We start from the raw sequence: 26302 nt of genomic DNA, 5'->3' as shown, positions 1-26302 counted from the left end.
TTGAGTAGAAAAATGTTATTTCTTTCATTTTGAGCTTTGAAAATTATCATTTCCCCTCATCAATGGTTTTATTTGTTCGGAAAAATTGTCCAGGCCATATTTTTCCTAGGCCGGCTATGAAAATTAAATAAAGATAATGAGTAAGCAATCCATCAAAGACCTGTTAAAAGACCGTATTTTGATTTTGGACGGTGCAATGGGAACGATGATTCAACGTCATACTTTGGAAGAGGAAGATTTCCGAGGAGAGAGATTTAAGGATCATCCATTACCTTTAAAAGGAAATAATGATCTGTTGTCCATTACCCGCCCGGATATTATTAAGGATATCCATCGGGAGTATCTGGCCGCAGGGGCCGATATCGTGGAAACCAACACCTTCTCCGGAACCTGGATTGCCCAGGCGGATTATCAGATGGAGGACGCTGTTTACGATATCAATTTTGAATCGGCCCGCCTGGCCAAAGAAGCCTGTGCAGAATTTACCGCGGAAAATCCGGATAAACCTCGTTTTGTGGCCGGTTCAATCGGCCCGACCAACCGTACGGCCAGCATGTCTCCGGATGTGAATGATCCGGGCTATCGCGCCATTACTTATGATCAATTGGTGCAAGCCTATAAAGCACAGACCATCGCTTTAATTGAAGGAGGAGCTGATATTATGTTGGTGGAAACGGTTTTTGATACCCTGAATGCCAAGGCCGCCTTATTTGCCATACAGGAAGCCTATGATGAAAAAGGGGTGGAACTGCCAGTGATGGTGTCCGGAACGATTACCGATGCTTCCGGCAGAACGCTTAGCGGGCAGACCACGGAGGCCTTTTTAATTTCCATTAGCCATATACCTTTACTGTCGGTTGGTTTGAATTGTGCCTTGGGAGCAAAAGACATGAAGCCCTATCTGGATATCATGTCCAAAAAATCTCCTTTTAATGTGAGCGCTCACCCGAATGCCGGATTGCCGAATGAGTTCGGGCAGTATGATCAGTCTCCGGAGATGATGGCCGATTTGATTCAGGATTTCTTCCGGGAATCTTATCTCAATATTGTGGGAGGATGTTGCGGCACCACGCCGGATCATATTAAGGCAATCGCGGAGGCGGCATCAAAATATTCTCCAAGGAATTTGGACTCGGTAGCAATTTAAACCACAGGAAAGCAAAAAGAAAATGAGTATACATCCCGATTATGCAGGAGTTTATAAAAATAAATGGACCCATATTCCAAATTTAAAGCTGAGTGGTTTGGAGCCTTTGGAGGTGTCTGAGCAGCTGAATTTTGTGAATGTAGGAGAGCGTACTAATGTAGCCGGTAGCCGCAAATTCCTGCGTCTGATCAAGGAAGAGCAGTACAATGAAGCTTTGGATATTGCCCTGGAACAGGTAAATGGCGGAGCGCAAATCATCGATATTAATATGGATGATGCCATGCTGGACGGAAAGGAAGCCATGGTGAAATTCATGAACCTGATCGCTTCCGAACCGGAAATTGCCCGTGTGCCGATCATGATTGATTCCTCCAAATGGGAAATCATTGAAGCAGGACTGAAATGTGCGCAGGGAAAAAGTGTGGTGAACTCCATTTCTCTCAAAGGTGGAGAAGAAGAATTTAAAGCACAGGCCAAAAAGATTAAGCGCTACGGTGCGGCGGTGATTGTGATGGCTTTTGATGAAGACGGACAAGCAGACACTTATGAGCGCCGTCTGGAAATTGTGAAGCGTTCTTATGAGGTCATGACTGCCCCTGATGTCAACTTCCCTCCGCAGGATATCATTTTCGATTTGAACATTTTTCCGGTGGCAACGGGTATGGACGAGCATCGTTTGAATGCGGTGGACTTTTTCAAAGCCACCCGTTGGGTGAGAGAAAATCTACCGGGTGCCCATGTGAGTGGCGGGGTATCCAATGTGTCCTTCTCATTCCGGGGAAATAATACGGTTCGGGAGGCGATGCACTCGGCTTTCCTATATCATGCCATCAGGGAAGGAATGGATATGGGGATTGTGAATCCATCCATGCTCGAGGTTTATGATGATATTCCCAAAGAGCTATTGGAGCATGTGGAAGATGTATTGTTAGATCGCAGGGAGGATGCTACCGAAAGGTTGTTGGATTTTGCCGAAACGGTAAAAGGAAATAAAAAAGAAAAGAAAAAGGACGATGCCTGGAGAAAGGGCACTGTCAAAGAACGCCTGGCGCATGCTTTGGTGAAAGGGATTACCGAATTTGTGGTAGCCGATACGGAAGAAGCACGTCAACAATATAGCCGTCCGATTGAGGTCATTGAGGGCCCATTAATGGACGGTATGAATACTGTCGGAGAGCTATTTGGAGCCGGAAAAATGTTCCTGCCGCAGGTGGTGAAATCGGCAAGGGTAATGAAGCAGGCCGTTGCGCACCTGATTCCATTTATTGAGGAAGAGAAGCGAAAGAATCCGGAAATGGCCGGACATGGATCTGCCGGGAAAATTTTGCTGGCAACGGTGAAAGGTGATGTGCATGATATCGGGAAAAATATCGTTTCCGTGGTATTGGCCTGTAACAATTTTGAGATCATCGACCTTGGTGTGATGGTGCCCATGGAAACCATTTTGGATACGGCTGAGAAAGAGCAGGTGGATGTGATCGGGCTTTCCGGTTTGATTACGCCTTCACTGGATGAGATGGTGTATGTGGCGAAAGAAATGGAGAAGCGCGGCATGAACATTCCACTGATGATTGGCGGAGCGACCACATCCCGTATTCATACGGCTGTAAAAATTGATCCGAATTATTCCGGTGGGGTGATTCATGTATTGGATGCCTCCAAATCCGTTCCGATTGCTTCTCGCCTCACCTCAGAGGACAACGATATTGCCCGTAAGGTCACGCTCGATTATAAAGAGCAATATGTAGGCTTACGGGATGATCATGCCAAGCGACAGAAGCGAAAGAATTATTTGAGCCTGCAGGATGCCCGAAATAATCCAACAAAAATTGACTGGTCACAATCCAATCTGCCTGCTCCGAAAGTGGAAGGCATCAAGGTGTTTGAAGATTATGACCTGGCAGAGCTAAAAGAGTATATCGACTGGACGCCATTCTTCCAGTCCTGGGATTTACATGGGAAATATCCGGCCATTCTGGAGGATCGCCTTGTTGGAGAAGCCGCAAGCAAGCTGTTTGAAGAGGCGAATGCTTTGTTGGATCGGATTATTTCTGAAAAATTATTGCAGGCTAAGGCGGTGATCGGCTTCTTCCCTGCGAATGCGGTGGGAGATGATGTCGAAATTTATGCGAATACGGAGCGCACCGAACAGCTGGCTACCCTGAATTTCCTGCGTCAGCAGAATAAAAAAGCGCCGGGATTACCGAATTTCTGTCTTGCTGATTTTGTGGCTTCTAAGGAAAGTAAGCAGGAGGATTATATGGGCGGATTTGCGGTGACCACTGGCTGGGGGGCGGATGAATTGGCCAAAGAATTTGAGGCATCTCTGGATGATTACTCTGCCATTATGGTGAAGGCCCTGGCAGACCGCCTGGCGGAAGCGCTGGCAGAACGCATGCATGAGCGTGTCCGGAAAGAGTTCTGGGGCTATCAGCCGGAAGAACATCTGGATAATGCTTTATTAATTAAGGAGCAGTATCAGGGCATTCGTCCGGCACCAGGCTACCCGGCCTGCCCGGATCATCTGGAAAAGCGCAAACTGTTTGATTTACTTGAGGTAGAAAAAAACACCGGAATAAGCCTGACTGAGAGTTATGCCATGTTCCCGGCCGCTTCGGTAAGTGGATGGTATTTCGCAAATCCGGAAGCCAAATATTTTGCCCTTGGGAAAATAGGGAAAGACCAGGTGGAGGATTACGCCCAGCGAAAGGACATGAGCGTAGAGGAAATAGAGAAATGGTTGATGCCGGTATTGGCATATGATCCGGAATAGAAGAAACGATAAAGTGATGAGGGTGCTGCTTTCATCACTTTTTTTTATGCGATCATGAACAGATCCCTCACAATTTATCTCGTTTGGATCACAACATTTTTTGAATTATCATTACTTTTAGTTCTAAAAGTTGATTAATCAGCATTAACCTATATTTAAATTAATGAAAAGACTAACATTTCTTTTAATGTTCTTAGTGGTCGGTTTTCACAGCCATGCCACTATTGATAATACGGCTTCCAGTTTGATTGAAGAAGGCATCAATCACTTCCAAATGAAGGATTTTGTGGAAGCGCTGTTTAAGTTCAATAAAGCCATTGAATTAGACGAAAAAGCAGATCAGGCTTATTATATGAGAGGGAGAATCAAAGCCCATTTTGAGGATCGCCATGGCGCCATGAAAGATTTTAACGAAGCCTTGAACCTGAATTCAAAGTTTGCCGATGCTTACTTTGAGCGTGGTAAGGTGAAATTCATGTTACAGGACTACTATGGGGCAATTGATGATTATACCTCTGCCTTGCAGGTAGATCAGGCGCATGAAAAAGCCCTGTACCACCGTGGTCAGGCTAAATTGCAGTTGGATGCCTATGAAGATGCGATCAATGATTGCTCAAAAATCATCGAGATCAATGATAAGAATTTGGATGCATATTATTTGAGAGGGATTTTGAGAATTGAAGCAGGACTAACAGAATCCGGTTGTTTGGACTTGAGTAAGGCAGGAGAGCTAGGAGATGTAAAGGCTTATGAGGTGATTAAAGAAAAGTGTAATCAGCGTTGTAATTAACCAAGCAGCAAAAACATATTGAAAAAGGTGAATCAGAAAAGGTTCACCTTTTTTATTGGGGCAATGTTGAAGGACGATTTCCCAAATGGGTGCATTTACCACACGATGAGAATTATTTCAAAAATTAGAATGGCGATGATGGTCATTTTTTTGATATCCTGACGACTGTAATTTTTATTCATGGAGTAAGTATTAGACTGTTATTGGTTTAAACTGCTGTTGAGATATCAGGTTTTCGAATTTTGAAAGATTTGGGGAATTTTTGATTTTAGGCGAAATCCGAAAAGCTTATTAACTTAGGGGATAATCCAAAGCAAAGGCATGAATTCACCAACGGGCATCATCAAAGAAGAACTAAAAGGAACTGTTGAAAGAGTGACTTTCCATAGTGAGGAAAGTGGATATAGTGTACTTCGGGTGATTCCCGTGGATAGGAAAAATGAGCAACTAACGGTCACGGTGCATCAGGGAAAGGTTTTTGCCGGCGGGACTTTTTTATTTGAAGGGACTTATACAGAGCATCCAAAATACGGGCAGCAGTTCAAGGCGGAGAAGATGCTGGAACTGAAGCCTGCTTCTGCCTCTGCTTTAGAAAAGTATTTGGGTTCCGGCCTGATCTATGGCGTAGGGCCAGTAACGGCCAAGCGGATTGTGAAGCATTTTGGGGAGAAAACCTTAGATATTTTTGAGGAGGAGATGGATCGGCTTCAGGAGGTTCCGGGTATCGCCTCAAACAAATTGGAAACGATTCGTAAGTCATGGCTGGAGCACCGTTCCATCCGGAATGTGATGATGTTCCTGCAGGAATATGGGATCAGTACTTTGTATGCGGTTAAGATTTTTAAGCAATATGAGCACGAGGCCATTGAGATTGTTTCGGCGAACCCCTACCGACTTTCCCGCGATATTTATGGCATAGGGTTTTTCTCTGCCGATAAAATCGCCCTGAGTATGGGCTTTGCGGAAGACAGTCCCGAGCGGGTTTCTGCTGCTATTAAACATGTGTTGGCCGCCAGTAGAGAGGAAGGACATTGTTATCTGTTGCTGGGGCAAATTTTGGAGCAGTGTATAGCGCTTTTGAAGTTGCAAGGCGCTGAGGAATTGATCCAGCAGAATTTGCTTAGCATGGAGCAGGAGAATGAGCTCCGCACGCGCAGGCTTATCAAAGAGGGGGAAGAAGTTATCGCTTATTATTCCAAGACTTTATATTACGATGAGCTGACGGTCGTCAATGAGCTGGAGCGTCTGACCAAAACCAAAATAAAGGTGGACCAAAAGCGGGTGAAAAATTGGTTGAACAGGTTCAATGAAAAACAACCTTTTCCATTGAGCGATGAGCAAACTGACTCCGTTGCCGGCGTAGTAGGACAGTCGGTGAGTGTATTGACCGGAGGCCCGGGTTGTGGGAAAACCACGACTACCAAAGCCATCGTACAATTGGCCGTGGCTATGGGGCGAAAAGTGCTTTTGGCGGCACCTACCGGCCGCGCATCGCAGCGAATGGCGGAGGTGATCGGTCGGGAAGCACAAACCATTCACCGATTGCTGGTCTTTGATCCGGTGCAAGGAGGATTCAAAAAAGGAGAAGAAGATCCGCTGGAGGGAGATTTTATCATCGTCGATGAGTGTTCCATGCTGGATATCAGCCTGACGGCTTCCTTATTGAAGGCCATTCCGATGGGCGCGCAGGTCCTGTTCATTGGGGATGCGGATCAGTTGCCCAGTGTAGGGGCCGGAAATGTGCTGAAAGACATGATGGACAGCGGCCGGATTCCGGTATTTGCACTTACGCAGATTTTCCGACAGGGAAAGGAATCTAAAATCATTACCTATGCCCACCAGATCAATGCCGGACAAATTCCCAAGGTGAAAAGCCCGATTCAGCAAAAGGCTTATTGGAAGTCAGAGGATTGCTTGTTCATTGATGCCGAGGAGGCCACCCAACCACAGGCCCAGTTCATCAAAAAGATTCAAAAGACGATGAAGTCTGTTTTGGAATCCGGGCAGACGGCCGTGGTGAAGGAAGCGGATGGGCATTACCAACGGGTGGATAAAACAGAAGAAGATTATTATCTGGAAAATCTGGAAGAGACGGAGCTGGAGCAAATCCGCCGGGAGGGAATATCCAAATACACCTTCAATGTCCCACAGCAATTTATGCATGTGGATGTTTATCAATTGCTGAATTCCCCCTCCTATGCCGATGGATTGCAGAAAATTCTGAAAGGCGTACATCCCTGGTCAACGTTGAATTATGGTTTTTCAGCTTCGGACATGGTCGTGCGTTTGTACGCACAAACCCTTCCGCAGATGCTGGGAGAAGGCCGGGAGATTCAGGTACTCACGCCGATGACCAAAGGCTCTCTGGGTACGCGTAATTTGAATATGCTGATCCAACAAACCGCCAATCCTGCCGCAGAAAATAAACCGCAGATCACGGTCGGAGATCGATTTTTCCGGGTGGGCGATCGGGTGATTCAAAAGCGGAACAATTATGATCTGGAAGTTTTTAATGGGGATATCGGGAAAATTTCAACCGTCAATCCGGTGGATTTTACCATGAAAATCAATTACGGTGGAAGAATAGTAGAATATAATCGGGAAGCCATCATGGAACTGGATTTGGCATATGCCATCACCATTCATAAGTCCCAGGGCTCCGAGTTTGATGCCGTGATTTTGCCCGTAGCCACTCAGCATTTTAAAATGCTCTACCGGAATCTGATTTATACCGGACTCACCCGCGCGAAAAAACTGGCGGTCTTTTTGGGGAGTAGAAAGTCCATGGGACTCGCCGTGAAAAATGTGGATAATAGAAAAAGACAAACTTGTCTGAAGGCTTTGATCGCGAGGATGGAGGTGAGTGAGTAGGGAGCTAGGGAGGGTAGTAGATTTTTTTTAAGTGATTGGCAGGTTGGTGGAATGGCGTTTATTTCACGAATAAGGTAAAAATGGGAGTAGTAAAAGAGGAAATTTCAACCGCTATAGAGACATTAGAGTACTCAGCTGACCAAATAGCGCTTTTAAGTTTTGATATGGGTAGCACATTGTACTATGAGCTCCTTAATAGTTTTGTTAAGTCAGGAGACCGGCGATGGTGGTGGGAGGATTTTAAGCAAGCTTCATTTGATTTTCAAAAATATGAAAAACCATTTGAGAAATTGAAGGAAATTATTCCTGACCAGAATGAAAAAGTTTGGCTAATGGTGGAAGATGACCAGGAAGCGGATTATCCTATTTATGACTGCAATCCGTCCATTATTGGGGAAATTATCGGCGAATGCTTCGGCTTTGAATATTATGTGATCAATAAAAATAAGGATTGGCTACTTTGTGAAAATCATCATGGGAGATTAATTGGTTTGGGAGATGAATTGAGGGAGAAGAATATCGATAAGATTATAAATCACGAGGAAGATTGAAATTAATGACCAGCGCTTAGTAGTAGTGCTTTTACCCTTGGGGCACAGGAAATATGGTGGGGAAAGCATAAAACAAGAGTAGCCACCAACAAGATGGCTACTCCTGTAAGGATTATTGTTTTAAAAGCTTGAATACTGCTTGTTTGCTCCCGGAAGTCAATAAAATGTGGTAAACACCAGCAGACAGATCCCCGATGAAATAATGACTTTCTCCTCCATGGTAAGTTCTTACCTGCTGGCCGGCGGCATTCATAATCTTCAATTCCTGAACCTCAGCAGGTCCCGAGATACGGATATAATCAGTGGCTGGATTGGGCATCAGCTGGAAACCGAATGCCTCATCTGTAGCCAATATGTAATCATCATTTTCCTCCTCAAAATCACGGTAATAATACTTTATTCTGTATTGTCTGGCCCACTCCGGGTACTGGCGATCATAATAATCCACCCATTTCAGGGATTGCGTTCCTGTATAATATTCTCCCCGTTCTTCGTACACCAACTCCCAATCGTCCTTTGTTACATCCCATTCCCAATTGGCATGTCGGTACATTTCCAAAAAGCCGGAATCTTTATTTCCATCGCTTTCTGTCAGGCTTTTAGTAGTTCCCACCAGTTTTTGAGTATCATAATCAAATTGATAATTCTCGAAACCGTAAATTCCTTGTTGGATTTCCCACACAGCTATTTCTTCTAACAACCACGATTGGCTTTCTTTTATATAGGAATAACTCTCATACAATACAAGCCTTCCGTTTTCATTATATTCAGACACCGCCTTAAAACTTCCTTCCCAATCACTCAGGTCTGTGCTCCAAGCGTAGCGTTCATAAAGTAGATTCCTGCCCTGCTCATCATTAGATTGGATGGTTTTACTGAGATTGAACCATTGTTGGCTATCTTCCCGCCAAACTTGATAGACTTCCTCGCTTTCCTGTTCCCTAGATCCAGTGTATTGGTATATGCTTCGATAAGTGGGTACTTTTTCTCCTTCCTGCATGTAGAAATTCATTACAATTGTCTGTCGCTCCTGTTCATCAAGGGTGGTTTCTGTTCCTCCTGCTAAATACATTTCTCCATTCCGAATGTCATAGCGTTTAAAATCTATTCCTGTTTCTGATGGGATCCGAAAAGACTTGGCATATTGCACCCAGGCCTCTCCTTCTTTATCAAAATTATTCTCTACCATTAAGGTGTCCCCTTGATTATAGGCATAATTAGTGAAATGGTTATGCTTCCATGTGTCCTCGTCGTGTGCCCTGCTAGAGCGATAATAGGCCGTCTTTTTCCCCTCCTCATACTCATAGCTGCTCCGTAGGCTGGAGGTGAATTGAGTGCCCTCACTTTCCCAAATAGTAAAATTTAATCGGTTCCGATCTTCATCATACTCGGTTTGATGTTTATTCATAGCGGACCATTGTCCACCACTCCATTGATAATTGTCAGAATAATCAGTGAAAGGTGAGTTAATATTTGTTGTCCGGAATCCATTTGTAGTATCTCCCGCGGAATTAAACAAAAGCGATTCGAAAAAACGCCAATGCTCCTCCGGTTTTTCACGAATGGTAATCTGATCTGTTTTAAATAGTTGACTGTTTTCCGGATTTGACGTGTAATAACGTCTGATAATTGTATATTCATTCGGGTATTCATCTTCCGTTTTTGCCCGCTCGTCAAAGATTCCGGTTTCCGAATTATATTCTTTAACAAGTCGGGAAAGCACTCTACCTTCTTGGTCATATTCAAAGGAAGTCATGGTACGGGCCTCGGATTCGGTTGTCGAAATTAAGGTGTCTGTTTCCAGTTGTGAAAGTAAATCCTGATCATTATATCGATACAAACTACGTTCGAAGCCTATCCATTCTTTAGTGGACTCATCGAAAACGCGGGAAAGGGTACTGTCCAGCGTCATGCTGGATTTTACTTTGGCCTGAGTGAAATATGGATTATTTATGGCCTCCCAATGCCTCAGCTCTTCCTGATAAAGACTGTCCAGTCGCCAAAATTCTCGCTGAATCGCAATGCTATCATGACCGAACATGGCTTTAGCCTGTTCCTTTCTTAAGATCGTCTGTTGTTGCAGTGCTTCTGCCATGCGGGCATTCCTATCCGGCAGGCTGCGCTGCGCACATAAGGTATGTCCTGCCGCAAAAGATAAAAGCAAGAATAAAATTTTTTTCATTCGATTAAATAGGTTGAGTGTGATTAAAATATCATAAGGCGCTTTGAGGATTCACCTTTTTGAAATATTAAAAATTTAAACAGGGGCATCGTTCAAAGTTTATTTCAAATTGAAAGTCTAGATTCAGATGTCCGTTAAAAAAATATAAAATCTATCCTATTGACCTTTTTTTCAGGTCATTGGACCAATAAGTATGTGATGTTAATTTTTGCTTATTATTCATCAGTGAAATAATGTAATATAGCTGATAAATAAAAATGTTAAACCGCGTCTTTTTGATTGGGAGTCGTTAAGGGATAAATTTATTATAATTTTTCCTCTTAGGACGGGTGCCGACCATCGTTTTGTCGTTTCAAAATATAGGAGTTCTGAAAGGTAGAAAATTGCTCTATTGATAAATTTTGTGATACTGGTAATATGTTTAAATGCATACTATATTTTGTGTTTGGTGTAATTTATGACTGGGCGCTGGCTTGAGTGGGCACTGAATCGAACTTCAATACGAATAAATTCACTAAGGTTCAGTGGCAATGACAGCGATTAGTGAAGTTGAAACCGAATGCCGTGAGAAAATGGTTAAGGATGCAGGAAGAGAAATAAAACATCCGAAGATGCGTGCGGATGTATTTGTATGACTTATTACCACGCTTAATGAATTTAACTCCTTGAGATTAATATTTGGTAAAGCATTAGACCGCTCAACTGCCAGTGAATGTAACGACCTGAAACTTTGATATGCCTCTATTTCGAAGGGATCCTAGCATACTTCGAAGCGTGAAACCCTTCAGCAAATCGACACCGCTGAAAATAATCAGGAGGGCTGAGCTCAAAAAAAATTAAACCGATGTATTTGCCCAAGCCTACTCCCAAATGCAACAATCATTTTTAGTGGGTTTAAAAAATTCCATAAAGTTTTGGGATGATAGTTTCTAGCCCATCACACGCTTTTCGATGCGGGTTTTTGGAGATCGAGATCCCTGTGCTGCTTGACACTTGGAAGAATTTGATGGATTTTCTGTTTTAGAGTCAGCGATATCGTTTGATTGGAAAGTGTTGGCATAAGTGGGTTGATCAACAAGCGAATTCATGCTTGCTGGAATCGTTTTGAAGGAATTGAATTGGAATGACGAATATTTTCTTCGCCTTCTTCTAAGGCTTTTAAATGTAGAAGTTGTTTGCCCAAAATTCCTTCTCCAATAAGATTGAAATTTTCGGTATAGCGTTCCGACTTGATGCGCAAAGTAGGGAAGGCAAAAATGAAAATTACGCACGGTATAATTCCGACTTTTAGCGAAAAAGAAGGGGTGATTTTTTCCACTGAATTTTCCTTTTTCTGGCCGATATCTTAAGCGAGTATCGGTATAAAAGCTAAGGTTTGTGGATTTGAAATTGTTGTGTTGCGGAATTTTCAGATTTCTAAGGAACAGCAGTATGGGATGGAGGATTACGGTCGGCCGGAAGTGGATACCACTTCGCTTTTGCTGGTTGAAAAAATTTCCTTTTCGCTGTATTAATGCCAGATAACGGCGGAACTCCTTTTCTTTTTGTGCCTCCTCGGCTTGATATTGTTCTCCTACTTGATTGCGTTTGATCTCCCGACAAATTGTGGAACGATGCCTTCCCATCACTTTGGCGATATAAGCCGGACTTTTCCCTGCCTCCAGTAAGTGGGCGATCGTTTGTCTTTCAAAGAATCGGAGTTGTGCCATTGAAAGGATAAGCAAGGGATGGTTCCTTTGTTTTTGGTCGGACTGAGAGGCGATGTAAGAAAAAGGAAATAAAAAGCCCTGCCTTCTGAATAGGAGCAGGGCCCGGCGGAGGGATTATGCTTTTAGGTGGTGGTCGACCACCATATTATTTTGCTTTTGCAGCTCCTCAATTTTTTCTAACAGCATTTTCCGCTCTCGTTCAAATTGTTCCTGAGTGGAGGATAATTCTTCAATGTTTTGTCTCATTTCCTCTTCCTGGGCGGAAAGCTTCTGAGCCTGTAATTGAGAGGCTTCTAATAACTTTTTGGTTTCGGCGGTTGATTTTGACTGTTCAATGGCACTGGCTAAAATCTCACATAGATTAAGGAAAAATGCTCTTTGATGATCTTCCAGTGCTTTGAAGCTGGCTGTTTCCACCACCCCTAAAACCTTATCGCCCACCTTTAATGGTGCAAGGCAAAGGCATTTTGGTGTGGCTTCACCCAGTCCAGAGGTAATTTTGGTATAACCTTCGGGAATCTCCAAAAGGTAAATTTCGTCTTTCTCTAAAAAGCACTGGCCCAACAAGCCTTCTCCTGGCGCTACCACCGCCGTTATGTTTTTATTTCGTCCATAAGCATAGCAGGCTTCCATATTCAGGATGGTTTTATCACCCTGCGTTTGGGCAATAAAAACGGCGGCCTGGTTCAGTTCCAGATAATCCACCAATTGCTTCATGAACTGGTCCTTTATATCTTCTAAATTGCCTTCCCGAAGTAGGGAAGAGAAGATATTAATCCCTTCCGTTTGCCATTGGCGCTTTTGCTCTTCTAAACGATAAAGTTCATTTTCCTTTTGTTGGTTCTCCAGATGTAGCCGCTGTTTTTCAAGCTCCTCCGTTTTTGACTCCATAGAGGCGAAAAGCTCCAGATTTTTTAAATGGGTTTTGTTTTTCATACCATCTGAGAGTCGAATGGCGACAAGCAAAAAGCCCAGGCTGGTGGCAATATTTAGCTGAATAAAGGAAGTGTTATTCAGTATATCCAGTTCTAGTTTTTTGATACCAAAAGCATCTGAATAGGGGGATACCAAAAGACCTATTAGGGTCAATATCCAAAGTGTCGCGGTGATGGATTTTTCTTTAAATGAAAAATATATGGAACTTGAAATGGCAGCTGCCAGGATATACCCCATCATCCAGCTTCTGATCCCCATATCTGTTCGGAAATAAATGGCAAGAATGAAAGTAGGGATAAATAAGCCCGAAAAGGCAATAATTCGAGAAATAAGGTATTGTTGGTTTTTGGTGAGGACAAAGGCTGAGCAAAAACAAATGCAGGCAAATAGAGTGGGGAAATAGGCATCTCCCATTTCAATATAATTGAAAATAGTAAACCCAATGGAAGTAAAGATGCCAATTATTACTATTATATTTTGCGATTTGATATAGTCTTGAAGGTGCTCCGGGCATGCTTTCAAGCCGTTTTCGAAAATTGATTTGAACATTTTTTATAGTGTAGATTGATATTTCTACGAAAATAAGGGGATGCCTCTTTATGGAATTTAAAGATCAATTATCTTTTATTGGGTGAATTATTAAAGGGAAAGGGCGGGCGGGAGGGTAATGGGGGGCGTGAATAATGGATATTTTAGGTTGAATGGAAAAGTTTGGGTTTAAAAAATTATTAAGGTTTGTAATGCGATGAGGCTGTAATTGGTGTGGGGGTTTGGTGGTTTTTTGCAATAATTTATTAGAGAGTATTTTGGGGTGCGGGGTTTGTGATTTTTATTTATGGAGTTTCCTTTTTGTTTTCACGTTTGGATGTAGTTTTTTACTTTAATAGATTTTTAAATAGCTGGTAGTGAGGTGTCTTAAGGCTGGTGTTGATTTGAGGTGAAGGTTAATTTTGTTTTAATGCTTATTTTTTTCTCTGGCATTATTGGAGGATTTGTGACCTGTTTAGCTTAAAGGGAGAGGGAATTTCAATATGCTCCCTTCTTTGAGTAAGAAGAAGGGAGCAGCCGATCTATAGTGTAGTGATATTTGGATCTGCTATTATTTTAACTTTTTTAATTTTATCATTGCCATAAATCTGAGGATGATACATCAACTCCAATTTGGCAGGGAGCAAGTGATAGGTACCGACAAACCTTGGTAACAGGTCGATTTCAAAATGATGCTCGCCCTTTTCTAAATGTTCGAGACTGATGAAAACCTGATCGTGATAATATTCCCGATGACTTTCTCCCAAAGGTTGTGCTTTGTTTTCGTAGGTGCAGCCCGCCGGGATAGGAACTGTTAATAATATGAAATCGGCGGCTTTTTCCATGCTAACGGTTACTATCATCTTGGTACTTAGACCAGCAATCAGGGGGGCGTCAAATTGGCTGTTAAGCTGAATGGCTCCGGTGCTGGCTATTGGTGCAGGGTTCCAATGGTCTTGGTGGAAATTCACCATTAGGGGTAATCGGCCCTGCTTCTGCACTTTTATTTCAGAAGCATTATTTATTTGGCCTCTAGCAGGGAAGTTGTGGATGTTTGCTTCCTCATTCAAACTGATGCTCAGTGCGGCATTCGTCGTATTTTTTTGCTTTTGGTCAAGTAATGCCTGAACCATTTGGATGGTCAGATAGGTGTTGCGCCAGCCTTCTTTCTGGCTTTCTTCCCAAATAAATAGTTGGAGTTTTTCGATCAATTCCTGATTGGGTTGAGCTTGATTTTTTTCAATCTCCAATGCCAGCAAACTGCATTTTAAATTTCCAGCATAAAAACCTCTTGAACTATGATCAGTATAGTAAATTCCACCATTAAGTGTTGTGCTTTGGTAGGCTTTCAAAGAATCCAAACTCACGTCCTTGCCAAGCTTTTGTTGCACCTGCATCAGCTTAAGTTGTTGATAGATATTTTTCCTTTTATGATTACTGCTAATAGCTAAAGGGGCATCCAGATTTAAGTCAGGCTTGAGGCGATGTAGCGCCATCAGATTTTCCGGTTTTGGATAAGCCCTTCTCAATACCAGGTCCAATTGCTGATCGATCATTTTTTCTTTGGTCCATTTTACCCGGAAGCCATTTTCCTCCGCCATGCTGAGCGCCTCAATTACATGTTCATTCACCCAGCTGCTGGTGGGACTTTTTCCCCACCACCCCCATCCGTAGTCGGAATTTTGATTTTTGGTGAGTTTTTGCAGGTAATTTTTAACTTCTTTTTTATAGTCATATTGCAGGCTATCCCACTTCATTAGGGTCAGGGCAGCCATCAATTTTGTGGCCATCTGTTCATTACAATTGAAGGGATAGCTCATCGTCTTTTCCAGGGCATCAATGAGTAAATCTGCCTCATTGGCAAATACAGCATATTGAACAGGTCCTTTTTCAACATCAAAATGGAAGGTTTGACTTTCGTTAGCTTGTAAAAAGGCAAATTGGCCAAAGCTTTCCTGCATGCCCAGCTTTTTTACCCGAAGTGTCTTTTCCTCTCCATCAAAATAGGCTTCTCCAGCTTTTTCTACCAAATATTTTATTTTTAGGGTGTCGGCTTTACTGCTGATATCCAGACTGTCGATCAAATCCTCCCTCATTTTTTGGGATTTTTCCCATTGCGTTTTACCGTTAATGGAGAAGCTACGTTTTATTTGGAAAGTATCTCCATTGAGGCTATTAATCTGTCCGATGGCTTTCAACTGATCCTCTGCCACTAAAAATTCCGGTATTTGAAGCTGGCCCATTAAGGGCTTGAAGGACTTTATGCTGGAAGAAGCCATTCCCGAACGCATTTTTTCATCCAGCCCAACGACGTGAATGTTCCATTTGGTGAGGTCATCCGGGAAAGTATGGCGGAAAGTGGCTTTACCATTTTGATCCGTGACTAATTCCGGTTGCCAAAAGGCCACATCGTTGAAGTTGCTACGCAAGGCACTTTCCGGATCTGAAAAAGCCGTCGGCAGGGCCGGGCTTTCCAGGTCTTCGGTTTTAAGGCCGGGAATGGCATTTACCCCTCCTTTGGTTTCAATGATGATGACGCCATGGGCTGCCCGGCTCCCATAAATCGCCGTGGAGGCCGGGTCTTTCAGAGTGGTAAGGGAGGCAATCTGATCACTGGAGATCGGGAGCTCAGTTCCGGTGTATACTTTTCCGTCAATGATAAAAAGTGGGCTATTACTACCGGAGGAGGAGCCTCCTCTAATGCGAATGATGGTGTCGGCACCAGAGGCACCATTGACTTGAACTCCGGCAATTCTTCCTTGTAGCTGCGGTCCAATCACCGAAACGGCACCGGTCACGACGCTTTTTTTCGAAGAACCATATCCAATGACCACCACTTCCTCCAATTTCCTTTCATCCAAGGCTAGCCTTATCGAGGAGGGGATAGAGAATATAGAATGGGTTTTGGATTTGTAGCCAATGAAGGAGAATTCCAATTCCGTATACTTCGCCGGAACAGTAATGGAATATGCTCCACTGAAATTGGTAACGGTGCCGATGTTGGAGCCTTTGATTATTACATTTGCACCAGGAATAGGTTCTCCCACTTCGTCTGTTACTATTCCGGAGATCGTGACGCCCTCCATGGTGAATTGAGCCTCCACTAATTGAGTAGTATTGATTTTTTTAATGGTTTCCTGTTTTTCCTCTATACTTTTGCCATGGCTGTTCATGAGCATTTTGTAAATGGCTTCGCTGTGTTCATCTGCCGGTTTTATGTCCTCGACTTTTAATCGCAGGAGATTTTGCCCATTGCGCTTCAGGGCAATAGGCCTACTTTTCAGGTATTGGCCATCTTCAAAAATCATATAGAGGGCAAAAGTACCCTTGGGCAGGCGATTGGCCTGTAGGCTATTACCACTGAGAGACAAGATGAAATTAGGGTCTTCCTGCATCTTCAAAATGGTCATCAGACGCTTTGGTGTTTTGGTGCCCCGGGAAAACCAAAGGTTAGTCTGCAGCTTTTATCGGGATGAAAGTTTCGCGGATCCGGCAGGCTGCTCTTACTGACCTGATCAAAAGTATGGCCCTTTTTTAGCTGCTCAATGAGCGCTTGCGTAATGGCTAACTCATTCCAGGAAGGTTCGAAAGTCCGTTTGTGTAAATACTTTGGCGGTTCATAGCCCTTCTTTTCCCTCATTTTTAAAAGGGGCGGCTTCAGGTCGTATACAAAGCCCGGCTCGTGTATGAAATTATAGCGGTTGCTGTCAGGGAGTTCCACATATACATTGCCCATCACCGGGCCGGCGATTTGAATACCATTGTTTCGCCAGCTTTGATTTTTGGCATCATTCAAAAGAAAATACTGTCCCCTGTTCAGCAGGGAGGCGTATTCCCCCGACCAGTGATTTTCAAAAACAAATTGAGTATTACCTAACCGGTCTAGATCCCCTTGAGATTGCTTTCTTTTTTGTTTGTAGCTTCTCACATTCGGGTGGTATTGATTGGGATCAATCGAAAGGATGGTTTTCTTACCGTCTTCCAGGTAAACACTATCCATGGTAATCAGCCATTCGGCTGTTCTTAATTTAAGCTGATGGTAGCCCGGAGTTGCTTTGAAAGAATAGGGCGCGTTGACGGTATTCCAGCTAAAATAAACCGGCATTCGATCCAAATAAACCACATGTACCTCCTGTGATGCTCCATTCTCCATGATGTATGGCGCGAACTGGGTCGGTTGATTGGGGAGGTCAAAAGCATGGTGAAATCCTGCAGCTTCCGGATAATGAAAGCGATAATACATCATGGAATCCATTTGTTCCGTTTCACTCCATCTTTCAAGCTCCAGGGGGCCTGATCTTCTCCCCTGAACCTGCTTAACGCTAAAGCTATTGATATGATCTTTGGCTTTGGTCTTTTCCGCTGCCAATGGTGGACTGGATAATTGATAATCAAATTTTGAAGTCAGTCCAAAGGCGGTAAGATTCAGGTCCGGAACGGGCGCTCCTTCCCAATTAGAAGCGGTAATTTCCATCTCCACTTCCTGGCCCGGGAATATCATCGCAGGATGTTCCACTTCCAGTTTAATCTTGTTTTTCTTTAAAGGAATATGGTAGAATTTATTCTGAACCTCTCCTGCCCACAAATAAGAAACGGAAAGGTAATAGTCTTTTCGATTATTACTTTTTAAGTCTGTAGGGGTTTTAGATTTTAGCTTTACCTGCTTATTCCGGGAGTAGACGTAATACTGATAGGGGAGATTCCGGGGATTGCTGAAATGGAAATGGATGCTGTCTTTTTCCCTGACCGCAGCAGCTGAGAACCTACTTTCATGAATTTCCAGAAACTTTCGGTGTGAAATTTTGTCATGTTCGGCCACATAGGCTTTGTATAGAGGATTAATCTCGATTGCTGCCTGTCCGGTAAAATTGCCGATTTCCTCTCTATGCCCATAAGGATCTTCCCCCATAGTTGGAAAGCCGCATTTTTTAAGGGCTTGCCATCTTCCATTATTTTGACCTGTAGTGCACTGTTGTCTATCGAAAATTCAAAGTCCCTTTTATGGAAGTGGTATGAAATGTTTTCACTTTGGCTAATGGCTTTTTGGTCCGCCGTCAGCAATTTAATATGCACTTTTACGTCCATATTGGCCTTGGGGAAGGTAGCAGTGGGGAGGTTAATATTCAGTTTTCCATTGGCCGGTAGTCGTTTTTTTTGATAAAAAAGGGTGTCCGGAATAAAGACCATTTCTTCAAAGAAATCTTCCTGATTTACATATTTAAAAAGGACGGAAACGGTAGCTCCTTTCAGTGGTAAGTCATTTTGATCCAGTCCTTTTACTTTAAAAGAGATGGAGTCATTTTTAGCGTAAGCTGTCTTCAGTCCCTCCAGCTCCATTCGTTGTTCGTTGAGTAAATAATCCTCATATCGGAAGTTGGCGGAGCTAAATTGGAGCTTTTCATGCTCAAAGGTTATCCGGTAACTCTTGTCAAGTTTTAGATTCAGGCTATCAGATAGCGGAAGTTGACCCGACAGAATCCCTCCCTCTTCAAAGCTTTTTACCTCCAGGGGAATTCTGGTTTTCGAAGTATGCCTGCGGGAATAGTAACCAGATTCTTCCAGGTAAACCTTTACCGGACTTTGAAGGCGTCTGTGCTTATGATCGTATAAATAGGCTTTGAACTGCAGGGTGTCGGCGGGTTTGTACAAGGGTTTTGAAAATAGCACATAGCTGGTACCATTGCCCTTTCGGTAATAGTCGGATTCTCCTGTGAATAGCTTTTCCATGGCGTAAGCTGATTTTTTGAAGAAGTTGTGCGTGGAATTAATGGTGCCATATGGGTAATGGTGTGCGATTGATTTTACCCCATCAATGGGCAGGAACACTACATATCGGATAGGCAGCCAAAGGTATTTGACCGGTGTTCCGTAAATCACCTTTTTGCCATTGCGTTTGAGGGTGCTATTATTCCTCTCCCGGTCTAAATCATAAAACAGCACCTGATCCCCTACAGTGACTTCCAGTAAGCCTTTTTTATTGGATTTTTTATCCACATAAACCTGCTGGTCCGCCTGGTAATGTAATTTTTTATTACCCACCCGTACTTTTCCATTGGTGATGACTTTCCCCTGTGCATCAATAAGGGAGACGACGAGGTCCGTTTTGTTGTCGATAATGTAGATCTCAAAATCCGCCTGTGAGCGTAATTCAAAGCTTTGTCGGTTTCCTTGCGCTTTTACTTTTAAAAAATTCCCGGGCTCCAAAGGTTGGTAATGTTCCAGGGAATCAGTGGGGATAATGGCATATGGGGTCCCGTAATCTGCTAGATTACTGATGATTTTCTTACCTCGATAAAAATCTCTGGCCTGATCCGGCTGGAGCTTAAAAATGAAGGTCTCATAAGAAGTATTCCTTATAGGGTAGGTTTGGGCAAATGAAACCGATTGAAAAAATAAGGTGAATAGAAGAAAAAGTAGAGAAGGACGCATTTTGAAAATTTTGATTGGCTTTAATTTACAAGAAGTATAAGTTTTTATGGGTGATAAATGTCGGTTTTTGGGGTGATAACAAAAAAAGGGAGTAGTAGAGATAGGATTTCCTTTTTTGGGGCGAAGATGAACCGATCATTTCAAGTGCTTTGGCCAAGCACTAAAAGGATACAATCAACTGGAAGTTCCGGCAAAAAATACCTTCTGGTGGGCGATTATTCTTCAAAACGGTTTTGTTTTTCGTGTCAAACGACGAGGCTGAAATATCGTTAGCATCCACAAAGACCAGAACAAAACCTATTATGAAAACAGAAAAGATTTCTTTTACCAATCCGGAGGGTCAACAACTTTCCGCCTTATTGGATATTCCTCTTGGCCAACAGCCTTCCGCCTATGCGATTTTTGCCCATTGCTTTACCTGTAGTAAAAATCTGATGGCAGTTAAGCACATTGCCTTGGCTTTAACACAAAAAGGAATTGCGGTATTTCGATTTGACTTTGCGGGTTTGGGCCAAAGTGAGGGGGAGTTTTCGGCCACTAATTTTTCATCCAATGTAGGAGATTTATTAGCGGCTTATGACTACCTGCAGGAAGCTCACAGGGCACCGGCCTTTTTGATTGGGCATTCTCTTGGTGGTGCAGCAGTGATTATGGCTGCTGCACAACTTCCGGAATTAAAAGGGGTGGTGACCATCGGTGCCCCTGCAGATCCTTTTCATGTTACGGCATTAATCGGGGACGATGGTTTGAAAAAATTAGAAGAGGAGGGCACTGCAGAAATCAATATCGGGGGGCGCCCCTTTCAGTTGGCGCATCAATTTGTGAAAGATTTGGAGCAGCAGAATTTATTAGAATGTCTGAAAAAGATGCGCCAAAAACATTTTTTATTTATGCATTCTCCGCAGGACGCTATTGTAGAGATTGAAAATGCCAAATCTTTGTATGCTGCGGCTTTTCATCCTAAAAGCTTTATTTCGCTTGATGGGGCAGACCATTTGTTAGGAGAAGAGGCTGATGCTCGCTATGTCGGGGAGGTCATCGGAGCTTGGTCTAATCGCTTTATTTTGGCTCCGCCAAAACTGGAAAGCGAGGCTACGGTGGCGGTGCGTATCGGGCAAGATAAATATACCACAGAAATAAAGGCCGGCAATATCCAATTGCTGGCAGATGAACCGCAATCGGCAGGGGGGCAAAATTTAGGGCCCGGCCCCTATGAGCTGGTCACCGCCGGGCTGGGGGCCTGTACCGCCATGACGCTCCGAATGTATGCCGACCATAAAGGTTGGCCATTGGAAGAGGTTCTGGTAGAGTTGTCTCATGAAAAAAAGCACTTTGCTGATATGGAGTCTGTGAAGGAGGGTGATTCGGCGAATAAAATTGATGTGTTTCAACGAAAAATCAGAATTGAAGGGCCATTATCCGCCGAGCAAAAACAACGATTACTGGAAATCGCAAACCGATGCCCTGTGCACCGCACATTGCATTCCGAGGTGATAATCGAAACTACAATTTTGGAAGAGTAAAGTTATTTTTTTGGTGAGTTTACTTTTCGGTTTCTTTTTTTTCTGTATTTGATTATAATTTTATTAAAAACACTTCACTTGCGTGTTTAGGTTTAAAATACAGGAATGAATTGATATCTTTGATATGAAAATTAGAAGGTGATCAAAGATATTTTATCTTAATCACTCATTTTCGATGATTACAAGCATTATTTGGTTTTGAGGTGAAGGTGAATGAGGAAAGTCTCATGACCTTCACTTTATTTTGAATGAATGGGCTGATGTTTGAAATTTAATATATCGAACAGGTTGTTGTAATGTGTTTTTATGATTTTTAGGGTAGTTAGTTTCCATTTGAACTCCCTATATTTTAAGTAGTAATTTTTTTGATAGTTTAATTGATAGTTAAAATTTATTGGACTTTGATGTAAGTTTAGAGCCTTCCAGTTAATCATGGAAGGTTTTTTTTGAGGTAAATTTTCTCTGGCTGTTTTCACAGATTTGGTTTGTTGCATTGGATAGGAGTGAAGAAAAGGTTGTTATATTAGCGCTGCTTTGAAATGATTTTTATCATGAATACGTTGTTTTAGTGTTATTTTCGTTGCGTAAACCTATTTTGATTGTATATTTGACACCTGTTTCTAATTTTTTTTGATAATATCATTATGAGTACATCGAAAGAACATGCCATTATTTTAATGCACTGTCCCGATCAGCAAGGGATTGTAGCTGCTGTCAGTCGCTTTATTGACGAAAACCAGGGGAATGTGATCTCTCTTGATCAGCATGTTGATGGGGCAATGGACCGCTTTTTTATGCGTGTTTCATTTGAGATCGATGGATTTTTGGTGCCTAAGGATAAATTAAAAGATTATTTTGACACCCTGGTGGCTCAGCGATATGACATGACCTTTGAGCTTCATTTTGATTCAAAGGCGCCACGTATGGCTTTGTTTGTGTCGAAAATGTCCCATTGTCTTTATGATATTTTGTCGCGTTGGCAATCCGGGGAGTGGAAAGTGGAGATCCCGATGATTATCAGTAATCATGAAAATCTGGAACGTGTCGCTAAACAATTTGATATTCCTTACCATTATTTGCCAGTCACCAAAGAGAATAAAAAAGAGGTGGAGGCGCAGCAAATGGCATTGATGAAAGAATATAAATGCGATTTTGCGGTATTGGCGCGCTATATGCAAATTATTCCACCGGCATTTATCCGGCAGTATCCCAATCGTATTATCAACATTCACCACTCTTTTCTCCCGGCTTTTGTGGGAGCGAAGCCTTACCATGCAGCACATGACAGAGGGGTGAAAATTATTGGAGCTACCAGCCACTATGTAACCGAGGATTTGGATGCCGGGCCGATCATTGAGCAGGATGTGGCCAAGGTGAGCCATAAAGACGAAGTGGCAGATCTGATCCGCAAAGGGAAGGATTTGGAGAAAATTGTGTTGTCAAGAGCTATTCGTCAGCACATTATGCATAAACTGATCGTATTTAAGAATAAGACCGTAATCTTTGATTGATGAGGTCCCATGACTATATCACTTATGACTGTTTTGAAGCTTCTCCATTTGGAGGAGCTTTTTTTGGAAATAAAAAAAGGAGCCGAAGCTCCTTTTAATTTATGATTGGTAAATCTTGTATTCAAACAATCGACAGTCAATCCGTCCATTCTGCATTTCTATTCTGCGAGAAGCTTTCAGACCAACGCGTTTTCCCAATGGAATATTACCGGTGAAAACATAGCCTCTTTTACCGGCGCACTCTTGCTTGAAAAAGTCGCCTATTCCTTGATAAACCGGTAATAGTTCTTCTTCTTCCCCCAGGCGTTCTCCATATTCCGGGTTCAGGATCACGATGCCCGGACCAAAAGGTACCTCCGTTTCGGAATAATCGCATTTCACAAATTCGATCATATGGTCTACTCCGGCCTCTTCCGCATTTTGCTCAGCAGCTCTCAGTGCCCGGGCATCATGGTCAGTGGCAATGATGCGCATATGAGATGGCACGTCTTTCTCCGCTGCAATGGCCTCTTGCATCAGCTGATCAAAATCTTCCTTTCGGAAGGCTCTCAGGTGCATGAAACCATAATTCTCCCGGAACATTCCAGGGATAATATTGGCCGCGATTAAAGCCGCCTCAATGGCCAAAGTTCCCGATCCGCACATTGGATTAATGAAATGACTCTCTCCATTCCAGCCGGTGTTTTTGATGGCTGCTGCTGCTAAAGATTCCAGCATCGGAGCTTTCCATGGATTCACACGATAGCCGTGCTTGGCGATGGTCTCCCCGGTGGTATCAAAGTAAAGGGCACATTTATTTTCCACCCAATGCATGTACAAACAGGTTTTATCTCTGTTCGGGCCGGAGTCCGGGCGTTTCTGATATTCGCGCATGAAGCGATCCGCAATGGCATCCTTCATCTTCTGATTCGCAAAGCGGTTGTCCCGAATGGTATCATTGTGCACGAAAGAATCAATGGTGAAATAGCCATTCAATGGAATGTGCATTTCCCATTCAAACTTACGGACATGTTTGTAAAGGTCGTTGGCGGTGTGGGCCTCAAAGCTTACCGCTTCCAAAAGGACGCGATTGGCGCAACGTAAGTGCAGATTCAACTTCATGGCCGTCAGGAAGTCTCCCTGCAATTCCACGCTTAACCGGTCGACTTTATCAACCTTTAAATTTAAATCTCTTACTTCCTGTGCCACGACCTCGCTCATGCGGGGGCACATATGATGACAATTTTTTTAGACGACATACTATAATGGTACTAAAATCAGGGCTTTTCCCTTATGCAAAAAAAAGGTGTTACTCATGAAAGCAACACCCTTTGAGTTTTGTTATTTATTCCTCCGGATTATCGACTTCCACCACTTCTATAGAGAACTTTAATGGATCCCAGGGTTTGATCAGATTTCCGATCGTTATATTTGAATTATTTTCTAAATCCTCTCTAAGGAATTCAGGGATTACCAGTCGTCCGCCTTGTGCAGTTCCCCCATAGGAAGAGGTAGAAGGGATATACAATACCGCCAATTCATATTTGAATAATTCCACCATGGCTTCATCCCAACCCGTAATTACGGAACCAACTCCCACCTCAAAATTGAAAGGCTCATAGGTTCTTCCCGCAGAGTACAGATCCCAGGTGCGGGCGGTATCCTCAATGGAGGTATCGAATACCAGTGAATCGAAGCGGAACAAGCGTCCGGTATAATCAATATCCACTTTTGCTTTTCTTTGAATGGTATCTTCCTGATTCCTGATGGTGTCACGGTTCAGAGTATAGACGTGTGTGCCGTTTTCAGTAATGCTTACTTCGGTGAATTCCAGAAAGTTTTCTTCATAATAAGCACGATCACGATCAATTTCTCTCAGAATGCGGTTTTCCTCAAATTTTTCGAAACCTTCCTCATCAAAAAGCTCTGCTACGCGAATTTTTAATTTTAATGGCTGCCATCTTGTTACACCAATTTTATGGTAAGAATAAGTGCCATAACCGTATTGCCCGGTCAGGTAAAAACTGACCTCCTCATTTTCGCGCATATTGTCTGCGATATAATTAAAGGTCAGCGGGAAAGTATTTCCGGAGCCCACCTGAAAGATCAGGGGATCATCCTCTTCTTTCACAATTTCTCTTTCGCCTTCAGAGAATACTACCGAAGTTTTGATGTTTTTCATTCGTCCATCTACTTCCGTTTGTACCAGTTTCTCAATCAGGTGCCCTTCCTCATACTGGCCGGCCTCATTTTCTTCTATGGTCCATAGTTCGTAATAGACCGCCACCAGTTCTCCGGAAGCTACCGTACCACCGCTTTCATTGGCCACTTCGGTATGTTTATATAAGCCTTCCCCAAAACGGGTGAAATCGTCCTCATACAGGGTTTCCATTAAAAGACCCATTTTGGTGTCCTGCTCACGGTTACGCTCCGTGGTTTCGTCAGGTCTGGGGTTTTCGGAACAGGATAGCAGTCCCGAAGCCATTACAAAAAGAAATGCGAATTGCTTAAGAAAGCGCATATGTTAATCGTTGAATTACAATATTTGAGAATAAAGGGCAAGTTAGGGATTTGCGCCTACCCCTGCAAACATTCGCTATGCTTTGAATAAAAGCATATTTCTTTTTCTATCGCTGAGGTGGAATTATCAACAGAATGCCACGGGAATGAACAAACCGGTTCACTAATGGTCTCACCGTTCGTCTTGATGTTCGCTAATATCGGAAATCGCATGAGCGTTCGCTCCTTAATCCGCCTTAATTTCCTTTATCACACCAATTGCCTTCCTTTCTGTCTGAAATCAAATTTAAGCCAAATTATTCGCTGCTAGATCTAGTGAATTGCTTCAACTCGCTTATGGTTAGTGTACTATATTCGGTCCAGTCGATTTTTTTATAGCCCAAATTTGGGGCTAAAAAAATGAGTAAAACCAATACTGACAAGCTTAAGCTGCTTAAGGTAATGTGATAAATGTAGCAGTGAATAATTTGGGGTTTCGGTATTATAAAACACTGGCCGTGGTCTGCGCACACGGTTTTCAGCGGTTTAGTGTGGAAGTCCGGCGGCGATTACGACCAATCCACAGGACTATACGATTTAGTGGTTGGTCTTGGTGATGCTCGAGATGCTCGCTGTAACAATAGGGAGATGGGATGCATCCAACACCCAATCCACCTTAAAATTAATTCGTGTTAATTTGTGAAATCTGTGGCTAATAAAATCTCACCAACATCCCAGCCTCACAGTTACAAATTAAGCAACACCGATCGTTGTAATAGAATAGCACAATAGCAGACTCCTCCAAAAAAATAATTCCAGTAAATTCGTGCAATTGGTGGTTAAAATCCTCAACACCAACCCAACCTCCACAAAT

General features: G+C 43.0%; 13 protein-coding genes and 1 pseudogene. 6 read left to right on the top strand and 8 right to left on the bottom strand.

Features of this window, described 5'->3' with window-relative positions:
• The first annotated feature begins 136 nt into the window (after nt 1-136).
• The 4 genes and pseudogenes from metH to NG22_RS10720 all read left to right on the top strand — a co-directional run bounded on the left by metH (nt 137) and on the right by NG22_RS10720 (nt 8132).
• Nucleotides 137-3920, top strand: a pseudogene (gene metH, locus NG22_RS10735) (methionine synthase).
• Nucleotides 3921-4083: 163 nt separating this feature from the next.
• Entirely contained in the window at nt 4084-4710 is a 627-nt protein-coding gene (locus tag NG22_RS10730) for a tetratricopeptide repeat protein (RefSeq protein WP_053405725.1), read from the top strand.
• 321 nt (nt 4711-5031) lie between these two features.
• Nucleotides 5032-7581: an AAA family ATPase gene (locus NG22_RS10725; protein WP_053405724.1), complete on the top strand. Its 2550-nt coding sequence runs from the start codon at nt 5032-5034 to the stop codon at nt 7579-7581.
• 80 nt (nt 7582-7661) lie between these two features.
• Entirely contained in the window at nt 7662-8132 is a 471-nt protein-coding gene (locus NG22_RS10720; RefSeq protein ID WP_157601007.1) for a DUF6756 family protein, read from the top strand.
• 112 nt (nt 8133-8244) lie between these two features.
• Here NG22_RS10720 and NG22_RS10715 read toward each other — a convergent pair whose 3' ends face one another.
• The 6 genes from NG22_RS10715 to NG22_RS10690 all read right to left on the bottom strand — a co-directional run bounded on the left by NG22_RS10715 (nt 8245) and on the right by NG22_RS10690 (nt 19916).
• Entirely contained in the window at nt 8245-10314 is a 2070-nt protein-coding gene (locus NG22_RS10715; protein WP_053405722.1) for a T9SS type A sorting domain-containing protein, read from the bottom strand.
• Nucleotides 10315-11243: 929 nt separating this feature from the next.
• Nucleotides 11244-12023 (bottom strand): helix-turn-helix domain-containing protein, encoded by a 780-nt coding sequence (locus NG22_RS17815; protein ID WP_053405721.1) that lies wholly within the window; start codon nt 12021-12023, stop codon nt 11244-11246.
• 114 nt (nt 12024-12137) lie between these two features.
• Complete coding sequence (locus NG22_RS10705) at nt 12138-13508, bottom strand: GAF domain-containing protein (protein ID WP_053405720.1); 1371 nt, start codon at nt 13506-13508, stop codon at nt 12138-12140.
• Between the two features lie 521 nt (nt 13509-14029).
• Nucleotides 14030-16897, bottom strand: a complete 2868-nt coding sequence (locus NG22_RS10700; RefSeq protein ID WP_053405719.1) for a carboxypeptidase-like regulatory domain-containing protein — start codon at nt 16895-16897, stop codon at nt 14030-14032.
• Nucleotides 16897-18072, bottom strand: coding sequence for a hypothetical protein (locus NG22_RS10695; protein ID WP_053405718.1), 1176 nt, complete (start codon nt 18070-18072; stop codon nt 16897-16899). Before NG22_RS10695 ends, NG22_RS10700 begins: the two co-directional genes overlap by 1 nt.
• A gap of 71 nt (nt 18073-18143) precedes the next feature.
• On the bottom strand, nt 18144-19916 hold the full coding sequence (locus tag NG22_RS10690) for a hypothetical protein (RefSeq protein ID WP_053405717.1): 1773 nt from the start codon (nt 19914-19916) through the stop codon (nt 18144-18146).
• A gap of 302 nt (nt 19917-20218) precedes the next feature.
• Between NG22_RS10690 and NG22_RS10685 the strand changes: the two genes are divergently transcribed.
• Nucleotides 20219-21439: a bifunctional alpha/beta hydrolase/OsmC family protein gene (locus tag NG22_RS10685; protein WP_053405716.1), complete on the top strand. Its 1221-nt coding sequence runs from the start codon at nt 20219-20221 to the stop codon at nt 21437-21439.
• Between the two features lie 644 nt (nt 21440-22083).
• Nucleotides 22084-22950, top strand: a complete 867-nt coding sequence (gene purU, locus NG22_RS10675) for a formyltetrahydrofolate deformylase (protein WP_216597617.1) — start codon at nt 22084-22086, stop codon at nt 22948-22950.
• 99 nt (nt 22951-23049) lie between these two features.
• On the opposite strand, the gene NG22_RS10670 is transcribed toward purU, so the two are convergent.
• Nucleotides 23050-24150 carry a class I SAM-dependent RNA methyltransferase gene (locus NG22_RS10670; RefSeq protein WP_072159061.1) on the bottom strand — a complete coding sequence of 367 codons (1101 nt, stop codon included), beginning with the start codon at nt 24148-24150 and terminating at the stop codon, nt 23050-23052.
• A 124-nt stretch (nt 24151-24274) separates the two neighbouring features.
• Nucleotides 24275-25450 (bottom strand): FKBP-type peptidyl-prolyl cis-trans isomerase, encoded by a 1176-nt coding sequence (locus NG22_RS10665; protein WP_082305058.1) that lies wholly within the window; start codon nt 25448-25450, stop codon nt 24275-24277.
• Nucleotides 25451-26302 lie beyond the last annotated feature (852 nt).

This window comes from Persicobacter sp. CCB-QB2 (assembly GCF_001274635.1).
GTDB lineage: Bacteria > Bacteroidota > Bacteroidia > Cytophagales > Cyclobacteriaceae > Persicobacter > Persicobacter diffluens.
Note: the sequence above shows the minus strand (reverse complement) of the source record. Positions and strands in the feature narration are given on the sequence as shown.